10 protein-coding genes are annotated in these 9217 nt (G+C 68.4%); 5 read left to right on the plus strand and 5 right to left on the minus strand.

Annotated features, from left to right (window positions below):
* The 3 genes from VAE53_RS08550 to VAE53_RS08560 form a co-directional block, all read left to right on the plus strand.
* On the plus strand, positions 1-1106 hold a 1106-nt coding region (locus VAE53_RS08550), incomplete at its 5' end, for a PQQ-dependent sugar dehydrogenase (RefSeq protein WP_322818955.1).
* A 62-nt stretch (positions 1107-1168) separates the two neighbouring features.
* The gene (locus VAE53_RS08555) at positions 1169-2209 is read left to right on the plus strand and encodes an LLM class F420-dependent oxidoreductase (RefSeq protein ID WP_322818956.1); all 1041 of its coding nucleotides are present in this window, start codon (positions 1169-1171) and stop codon (positions 2207-2209) included.
* 19 nt (positions 2210-2228) lie between these two features.
* Entirely contained in the window at positions 2229-2678 is a 450-nt protein-coding gene (locus VAE53_RS08560; protein WP_322818957.1) for a hypothetical protein, read from the plus strand.
* A gap of 10 nt (positions 2679-2688) precedes the next feature.
* Here the strand turns inward: VAE53_RS08560 and VAE53_RS08565 are convergent, their stop codons facing one another.
* The gene (locus tag VAE53_RS08565; protein ID WP_322818958.1) at positions 2689-3276 is read right to left on the minus strand and encodes a magnesium transporter; all 588 of its coding nucleotides are present in this window, start codon (positions 3274-3276) and stop codon (positions 2689-2691) included.
* 32 nt (positions 3277-3308) lie between these two features.
* Between VAE53_RS08565 and VAE53_RS08570 the strand changes: the two genes are divergently transcribed.
* The gene (locus VAE53_RS08570; RefSeq protein WP_322818959.1) at positions 3309-4163 is read left to right on the plus strand and encodes an alpha/beta hydrolase; all 855 of its coding nucleotides are present in this window, start codon (positions 3309-3311) and stop codon (positions 4161-4163) included.
* Between the two features lie 6 nt (positions 4164-4169).
* Here VAE53_RS08570 and VAE53_RS08575 read toward each other — a convergent pair whose 3' ends face one another.
* From VAE53_RS08575 to rpsT, 4 genes are all read right to left on the minus strand, one after another.
* Positions 4170-5150, minus strand: a complete 981-nt coding sequence (locus VAE53_RS08575) for a M23 family metallopeptidase (protein ID WP_322818960.1) — start codon at positions 5148-5150, stop codon at positions 4170-4172.
* A gap of 67 nt (positions 5151-5217) precedes the next feature.
* Entirely contained in the window at positions 5218-6492 is a 1275-nt protein-coding gene (locus VAE53_RS08580; protein WP_322818961.1) for an AarF/ABC1/UbiB kinase family protein, read from the minus strand.
* A 73-nt stretch (positions 6493-6565) separates the two neighbouring features.
* On the minus strand, positions 6566-7411 hold the full coding sequence (locus tag VAE53_RS08585) for an SDR family NAD(P)-dependent oxidoreductase (RefSeq protein WP_322818962.1): 846 nt from the start codon (positions 7409-7411) through the stop codon (positions 6566-6568).
* Between the two features lie 151 nt (positions 7412-7562).
* Positions 7563-7844 (minus strand): 30S ribosomal protein S20, encoded by a 282-nt coding sequence (gene rpsT, locus VAE53_RS08590; RefSeq protein ID WP_322818963.1) that lies wholly within the window; start codon positions 7842-7844, stop codon positions 7563-7565.
* A 401-nt stretch (positions 7845-8245) separates the two neighbouring features.
* On the opposite strand from rpsT, the gene VAE53_RS08595 reads away from it, so the two are divergent.
* Positions 8246-9217: ABC transporter substrate-binding protein (locus tag VAE53_RS08595; RefSeq protein WP_322818964.1), on the plus strand; the 972-nt coding region annotated here is incomplete at its 3' end.

Below are 9217 nucleotides of genomic sequence, written 5' to 3' on the forward strand. Positions count from 1 at the left end.
CCGCCCCACCCGACCTCCCGCCCCTCCCCGAAATCGGCTTCGAGCCCATCGCCCGTGGCTTCGAACGCCCCACCTTCGTCACCGCCGCCGGCGATGGCTCCGGCAGACTCTTCGTCGTCGAAAAACGCGGCACCATCCAACTCCTCCGCGCCGGCCAGCGCGCCCCCCACCCATTCCTCGATATCCGCGACCTCGTCACCGCCAACGGCAACGAACAAGGGCTCCTCGGCCTCGCCTTCCACCCCCGCTTCGCCGAAAACGGCCGGCTCTTCGTCTACTACACCGCCGCCAGCGGCGGCGCCAACACCCTCGCCGAATACCGCGTCTCCCCCGCCGACCCCGACCGCGCCGACCCCCAAAGCGGGCGCATCCTCCTCACCATCCCCGACCAGTACAGCAACCACAACGGCGGCATGCTCGCCTTCGGGCCCGACGGCTACCTCTACATCGCCCTCGGCGATGGCGGCGGCGCCGGCGATCCCCTCCGCTCCGGGCAGGACCTCGCCAACCCCCTCGGCTCCATCCTCCGCATCGACATCGATGCACCACCCGCCCCCGCCCTCGCCTACGCCATCCCACCCGACAACCCCTTCCGCGACAGGCCCGGCGCCCGCGCAGAAATCTGGGCCTATGGCCTCCGCAACCCGTGGCGATTCAGCTTCGACCGCCAGACCGGCGACCTCTGGATCGCCGACGTCGGCCAGAACGAACGCGAAGAGGTCAACTTCGCCCCCGCCCGCTCCCCCGGCGGCGCCAACTACGGCTGGAGCATCATGGAAGGCACCCGCTGCTACCGCCCCGCCAACGGCTGCGACCGCACCGGACTCACCCTCCCCGTCTTCGAATACCCCCACGACGACGGTTGCTCCATCACCGGCGGATACGTCTACCGCGGGCTCGCCTTCCCGGCCCTCCAGGGCGCCTACCTCACCGCGGATTACTGCACCGGCAACGCCTGGGCCCTCCGCTGGAACGGAACCTCCCTCCAGGTCGATCGACTCGCACCCTTCCCCGACCGCATCACCTCCTTCGGCGAAGACGAGACCGGCGAGATCTACATCGTCCGTGACGGCGCCGGTACCCTTGAGCGCCTCGTCGCCCGCTGACCACTGCAGAGCCCGCCCGGGAGCGCTACCCTATCCCGCGACCCCTACCCAGGAGCACGACCATGAAACTCGGCCTCTACCTCGGCTACTCCGGCGCCCGTCTCGAGCTCCCCGTCGAATCCGTCCTCGAAGCAGAACGACTCGGCTGGGACTCCGTCTGGACCGCCGAAGCCTACGGCTCCGACGCCATCACCCCCCTCGCCTACCTCGCCGCCCTCACCAAGCGGATCAAACTCGGCACCGCCATCATGCAGATCCCCGCCCGGACCCCCGCCATGACGGCGATGACCACCATGACGCTCGACGCCCTCAGCGGCGGCCGCATGCTCGTCGGCCTCGGGCTCAGCGGCCCGCAAGTCGTCGAAGGTTGGCACGGCCAACCCTACGGCAAGCCCGCCGCTCGCCTCCGCGAATACGTCGCCATCCTCCGCAAAATCTGGGCCCGCGAAGAGCCCGTCGAGTTCCACGGCGAGGAGTACAACCTCCCCTACACCGGCCCCGGCGCCACAGGCCTCGGCAAACCCCTCAAGAGCATCCTCCACGGGCGCAACCTGCCCATCTACCTCGCCACCCTCGGCCCCCACAACATCCGCCTCACCGCCGAAATCGCCGACGGCTGGATCCCCGCCTTCTTCTCACCCTACCGAATGGACGTCTTCCGGCCCGACCTCGAAGCCGGCTTCGCTCGCGCCGGCGGCAAGTCGCTCCAAACCTTCGACATCGCCGCCACCTGCAACGTCGTCATCACCGACGACGTCAAGGCTGGCCTCCAAACCGTCAAGCCCGGCATCGCCCTCTACGTCGGCGGCATGGGCGCCCGCCAGAAAAACTTCTACAACGAACTCATGCAGCGATACGGCTACGCCGAGCCAGCCGCCCGCATCCAGGAGCTCTACCTCGCCGGGCGCAAAGCCGAGGCCGAGGCCGCCGTCCCCGACGAGCTCGCCGATGAAATGTCGCTCATCGGCCCCGTCGAACGGATCCGCGAGCGCTACAAAGCGTGGGAAGATGCCGGAGTCGGCACCCTGCTCATCGGCAACCGCGATCCGCGCGTCCTCCAGCTCATGGCCGAGCTGACCGGCTCCCTCTCCGCCGCTCGCTGACCGTTCCCCGGAGGTCCCCATGGCCGAGGAGTTCGTCGTCGTCCTGCCGCCCCACCTCACCATCGAAGCGCGCCGCCGCCTCCAGGCCCAGCGCGCCTTCGAACGGGAGGTGCTCGCGCTCCTCGGCGAACTCCTCGGCTGCGAGCCTCCGCCCGTCGACACCGCCCGCGAAGAGCACCGCGCCCCCGGAACCTGGGATTGGCACATCGTCCGCGCCTGGGAAGCCGCGGGGCGCGCCATCCGCGCAATCGCCCGCCCCATCGAGCACGCCGGCACCCACTACGGCGAAGACATCGAATTCGAACTCATCGAAGCGCCCCCCTACCGCATCGCCGCCTTCGCCAGCCTCGACGTCCGCATCGGCGGCTCCGTCCGGGTCACCGTCGCCGGCGGCGACCCGGACGAGCTCGCCCGGGCGCGAGCCATATTCGGCCGTCAGCTCGAAGCACTCCTCGCCAGCCTCGCCTAGAACGCGACCCTCAGCTCGCCCCCGGTCCGTCCCGCTTCGCCAAGTAGGCCGCCCAGAGCGCATCCCGCTTCCGAGCACCCCGCCGGTACCCGATCTGCGCCCCGATCAGCGTCCCGAACAACTGCGCCAGCACATAGCCCCCCAAAAGCAGCACCCCGAACGCCAGCGCCGGGTGCCCGAGCCACCCCGGCCCCCAAATCACCATCCACAGGAACAGCGCCGAAGCCAGGATCAACCCGAAAAACGCTCCCCCATGCACCCAGCGCGCCTCCGTCTTCTGCTTCACCAGGTAAAGCCACAACACCTCCTGCGGAATCTCCGACACCGTCGCCCGCTCGCCCGTCCGCGTCCCGCAAAAAGAACAGACCACGTCCTCCTCACGCAGCCGCGCATAACAGAACCCACAAAACCGGCCCGCCGCCGGCACCCGCCGCGCCAGCCGCTCCTCCATCTTCGGCTGCAACCGATCCAGGTACGGGTACGGCGACTCGTAGCCAGCCACCCCGCGAATCTCGGGCGCCGCCCGTTCGTTCGTCGTCCCGCCTGTCACGCCACTAGCGAACCACCCCATCGCCGCGCCCGCAAGCCACCCGCTCACCCCAAACCCCGGCCCTCCGTATACTCGCAAGCGTGACCACCCAACCAGCGCTCCACGGCGAAGACGGCTACCTCACCATCCACGGCCTCCGGCATCACTACATCCGCTGGGGCAACGTCGAGAACGAGCCCCTCGTCCTCCTCCACGGGCTCATGAACAACGCCCGCTACTGGGAACACATCGCCGAGCGCTTCGTCGACCGTTGGTGCGTCTACGCCCCCGACCTCCGTGGCCACGGCGAGAGCGAACACGCCCCCGGCGGCTACCTCGTCTGGGCCTTCGCCATGGACCTTCGCGGCTTCGTCGAAGAGATGGACCTCGAAGCCTTCGACCTCGTCGCCCACAGCATCGGCAGCCGCGTCGCCATGAGCTACGCCCGCGACCACAGCCACCGCCTCGAGCACCTCGTCCTCGCCGACATGGGCCCCCAAATGGCCGACCAGGGCGCCCGCGGCATCCGCCGCAGCACCGGCGAAGCCCAGAAAGCCCCCGGATTCGCCACCGAGGCCGAAGCCATCCAACACTTCGCTGCCCTCTACCCCGGCCGCGACCGCGACTTCCTCCTCCGCCAGGTCTACGCCTCCCTCCAGCTCGACGAAACCACCGGCAACCTCGTCTTTCGCTTCGACCCGGCCATCCACCAGGCCACCGGACGGGGTGCCATCGCCGAAATCCCCTACCTCTGGGAGAGCCTCGAACACATCACCTGCCCCACCCTCGTCATCCGCGCCGAAAAGAGCAAGATCCTCTCCCGCGAAATCGCCGAAGAGATGGTCCGCCGCCTCCCCAACGGCAGCCTCGTCGAGATCCCAGATGCCGGCCACCAGCTCCCGCTCCACCAACCCGAAGCCTTCAGCCGCATCGTCCGCCAATTCCTCGAATCCTGAGCCACCTCAAAACCCGTTCGTCCCGTCCACGAAGCGGAGCGCATCCAGCAAAATGCCGTGCGCCGCCATCTCCCAGTGGAGATGTGCCCCCGTCGAAAGCCCCGTGTTTCCCACCGCCCCGATCACCTGCCCTGCCTCCACGCGTTCCCCCTCCGCCACCGCGATGCTGCTCAGGTGGGCATAGCCCGAGTACAACCCCCCGCCATGGTCGATGACCACCATGTTCCCTCGCACCTTCAGCTCCCGCGCCAGTACCACCATCCCTGCGTTCGTCGCCACTACCGGCGTCCCCTCCTCGGCGGCAATGTCCGTCCCCCCGTGATGGCCGCTCGGCGCCGACCCATTGATCGAACGCTGCTCGCCGAACCGCGCCGTCAGCGCCCCGTTCACCGGAATCAGCCACGGCCCGCTCCAAAACTTCACCGGCGTCACCTTCACGTATAGCGAACGGAGCAACGCCAGCTCGTCCGCCACCACCTGCGGGTCCAGCAACGTCGCCGTCTGCTCGTCGCTGAAGGCGAGATAGTCCACCGTCCAAGCCGTCGGAAGGACCGTCACCGTCGCCTGGAGCTTTCCCCGCGTGCCGTTCGGCAGCCGCACATCCACCACCACTTCGTGCGCACCTGGCGGATCCTCCGAATCCACCGGAACGAACGTGTACTGGCTCTGGCTCCCCTTCGTCAGCGGGTACCGCCGCCCCAAGAACTCCACCTGACCACCGATCACGTCGCCAGTCACCGAAACGAGCACCGCCCCCGCCTGGTACACCTCCAACGTCGAGAGCACCAGCTCCGGCGGCACCAACGGCGTCGGCGAGACCCCAGGGGCCAGCGTCGGCGTGGGCGAAGGCCCCACCGGCGTCACCAGCCGGGTCGTCACCTCGGCCGTGCCATCCGCCCCCGCCGAGCACCCCGACCCGACCACCAACGCCATCCCCGCCAAAGCAGCGAGCGCCCGCCTCCGCGAAATCCGGCTTCCACCAGCCATCCCCCGCAGGTTCCGCCATTCCCCTCCCGCCGGCAAGCCGCTCCGCCGGCAAGCCGCCGCCCGGGCTTTACCGGCTCAGCGCCCGCTCCGCGAATGGCCGAAGCATCTGCATCGGCGAAAGGGGCGCCCCCAGACTCGCGCATACCCCCCGCAACAGGCCGATCACCCGCCCCAACAACACGAGATCGCCAGGGATCTGCTCCACCGGGTTCGCGCGCATCACCCGGTTGCGCTCACGCAGCTCCCCCTGCCCTCCATCGATCGGGCGCGGCTCGAAGAGTATCGCCAGCGTCGCCAGCAGCGCCTCCGGCTCCTCGTTCCGCAGCCTCACGCCCAGCTCCCGAAAGGCCGCCCGAATCGCCTCCGGATCGCGGTTTGCCGTGCCGAGCACCAACCGCGCGAAGCCTCGGCGCGCCGCCTCCGGCAGCTCCTTCGTCAGCCCAAAATCGAGCAGCGCCACCCGCCCCCCAGGCAGCACCAGGATGTTCCCCGGGTGAGGATCCGCCTGGAACAGCCCATCCACCATGATCTGATGGCCATACGCACTCGTAATCGCCCCGGCGAGGGCGGCGCGGTCGGGCGCGTGCGCATCCCGCTGCTCCGCATCCAGCAGCCGCGCTCCCTCCACATACTCGGTCACCAACACCTTCGGCCGAACGTAGCCATCCACCACCGCAGGGACCACCACCCCCGGCAAATGGGCGAGGTTCGCCCGCACCCGCCGCGTCATCTCCGCCTCTCGCTCGAAATCCAGCTCCAGCGGCACCTGCTTCGCGATCTCGTTCACCACCGCCCGGTAGTCGAAGTTCCGCTCCAACCGCGCCACCAGGCCCACCAACGTCCGCAGATTCCGCACATCGAGCCGCACCAGCCCCTCCACCTCCGGATACTGCACCTTCACCACCACATCGCGACCATCCGGCAGCCGCGCCCGGTGCACCTGCGCCAGCGACGCCGCCGCGATCGGCACCTCCTCGAACGAAGCGAACAGATCCTCCAGCGCCGCGCCGAACTGCTCCTCCACCGTTTGGCGCACCACCCCGAACGGGTGCGGCGGCACCGCATCCTGCAGCCGCGAAAGCGAACGCGTATAGGCTGCCGGCAACAGGTCGGTCCGCGTCCCGAGAAACTGGCCCGACTTGATATAGAGCCCGCGAAGATCCGTCGCCAGCCGGTAGAGCGCCTCGGCGAACTGCTCGTGGCGCACTTCCCACGCCGCCGCAGCCTCGGCAGGCGGCAGCTTCGCAGCCTCCCGCTGCGTCCGCTTGTAACCGAAGTACATGCGGCCTGCCGTCCGCGCCACCCGCGCCGACCGGCGGAGCCGAGAGACCGTCTCGAACATCGTTCGAGCAGTATAGCCAATAGCCGCCGGCACCCGTCCGGTGGCACTAGCCCCGGCGGCCGCCCGGGTCCCCTCAGATTTGGCTGTAGCCCGAACCCTTCCGGTCGACACCCAGCCCGTGCCCCTCACCGATCCAGCCGAACTCCAGCAGAATCTCCTGGCTATAGGTCACCCGGCCCGCCACCTTCTCCCGGGGCTCGGTCGCCAGCAAGAGCGCCGCCTTCGCCATCAGCAGCGGCGGTTCGCCACGCGGGTCGTCCATACCCGTCACCAAGCGATGGAACACCGTGCCCGGCGTCGGCACCACCAGCGAAGGCGACACGCAGGTCACGCTCACCCCGTCGTGATACACCTCGCTCGCCAGCCCCTGCGTGAAGCGCTCCAGCGCCGCCTTCTCCGCCCCGTAGAGCGTCCCCCCGCGGCCGATATTCTCCGGGTAGGGGCCGCGACCTGGCCCAATCGCCGCCCCGCTCGAAATGTTCACGATCGCGCCCGACTTCCGCTCCAGCATGTCCGTCAGCACCAGCTGGCTCAAGTAGAACGGCGCGTGGAAATTCACCGCGATCGAACGGTGCCACTTGTTCACCGGAAAGTCCTTGATCGGGATGAAATACGTCAGCGCCGCATTGTTCACCAGCACATCGATAGGCCCATAGGCCGCCCGCGCCTCCTCCACCGCCCGAACGCACTGCTCGTACTCCGAGATATCCGCCACGATTGGGATCGCCTCGCCACCGGCCTCCCGAATCGTTCCCACCGTGTGCTCCAGCGACCCTTCCAGCGGGTGCTCCCCCTCGCGCAGCGTGCGCGCCACACAGGCCACCCGCCCGCCCTCCTCCGCGAACAGCCGTGCAATCTCCGCGCCGATCCCCCGGCTCGCACCGGTCACGATGACGGTCTTCCCATCCAGCCTTCCCATCGGAAACCCTCCTTGACGTGTACGTAAGCGTCGGGATTGTAGCCCAAGCCGCCACCGCGCGCGTCAACCACCACCCCCGCGCCCGAACGAAACGCCCGCCGGATGCGGCGGGCGTCATTGCAGCGACCATTCGGCCCCGGCGAAGCCTTCGTCAGGCTGCGTCCTGCGTAGCGCGGGCCTTCTGCACCAAGTGCGCCATCCGGCGCTTCAGCCGGTCTGCCTTGCCATCGTGGATAGCGCCCTTCTTCGCCGCCCGGTCGACGGCCGAATACGCCCGTCGCAGCGCCTCCTCGATCGCCGTGCCATCGCCAGCCGCCACGGCCTCCCGAAGCTTGCGAATCGCATTGCGCGCACGCGTCCGACGCGCACGATTCCGCTCCCGCTCACGGAGCGACTGATGCCAGCGCTTGATTGCCGATTTGTGGTGTGCCATGCACGCGAACCCGAGGCAGATATAGGGTGTGCCGAATCGTCAGCGTACCAGCCGCCCCCGAACCGGGCAACGCGCTTGCCGGCCCCGCACCACGGCCCAGAACCCGCACCCGGCCGCCTCCCGGGCCCCATGCACCCGCCCACCAGCAACGGTCGCCCACCTCCGCCCGCCAACCGCCCACCCCACCTACTGGCCGGTCGACCTTTCCAAATCCCGCAATGACATTACGTCGAAAGGCGTTCGGTTTCGATTCATTCCACCCGATCATCCATTGACACAATTCCCGACCGCCACGTACATATCGCAGGACGCTATAGGAGCGTATCGCCCGGATAAGCGAATCCTATCGGACGCCGCCGGCGTATACCTCGACGAAGCCATCTCACGCAGGGGGATTCTCGATGACCACCTCATACTGGGACCGCTACTGGAAGGAGCGCCGAACCCGGCGCCGCTTCCTCGGCGGTGCCACCGCCCTCACCGTCGGCGCCGCAGGCCTCACCCTCGTCGGCTGCGGCGACGACGATGACGACTCCGGAGGCCTCTCCGGCCTCGCCACCCCGACACCCGGCACCCAGGCCACACCCACCCCGACCGACCCGTTCGCCAACGCCAAGCGGGGCGGCACCTACCGCGTCACCTTCACCGGCGACCCGCCCTCCATCGACCCCTACGGCAACCTCTCCTTCCTCACCAAAGGGTACGCCGGCTACGTCTACAGCCGCCTCTTCAAGTACAACGCCGGGCCAGGCGTCAAACAGGCCGACCTCCAGCCCGTCCCCGATATCGCCCAGTCCGCCGAGGCCAGCCCCGACGGCCTCACCTGGACCGTCAAACTGCGCCCCAACGTCAAATTCCACAACATCGCCCCGGTCAACGGCCGAGCGGTCGACACCGACGACGTGAAATACTCCTGGGGCCGAGCGACGGCCGAAACGAACACCAACCGCTCCCAGCTCGCGTTCGTCGATAGCGTCCAGTATCCGGACAAGCAGACCGTCGTCTTCAAGCTCAAAGAGCCCAACGCCGCCTTCCTCGACGTCCTCGCCGACGCCAACCTCGTCTGGATCATGCCCAAAGAGGCCGAAGGTGGATTCGACCCCACCAAGACCTCCATCGGCACCGGCCCGTGGATGCTCGAAAGCTACACCCCGTCCGTCGGCTTCAAACTCAAAAAGAACCCGGCCTGGCACGTCACCGGCTTCCCGCTCATGGATGGCGTCGAAATCTCCATCATCCCCGAGTACGCCAACCGCCTCGCCCAGTTCCAAGCCGGAAACACCGACGTCGAGGGTCTCAACGCCGAAGACCTGGTCAACGTCAAGAACGCCCTGCCCAACGTCCAGCTCTACGGCGAAGTCTCCCAGCTCCTC

Source organism: Tepidiforma sp., assembly GCF_034432735.1.
In the GTDB taxonomy this organism is placed as follows: domain Bacteria; phylum Chloroflexota; class Dehalococcoidia; order Tepidiformales; family Tepidiformaceae; genus Tepidiforma.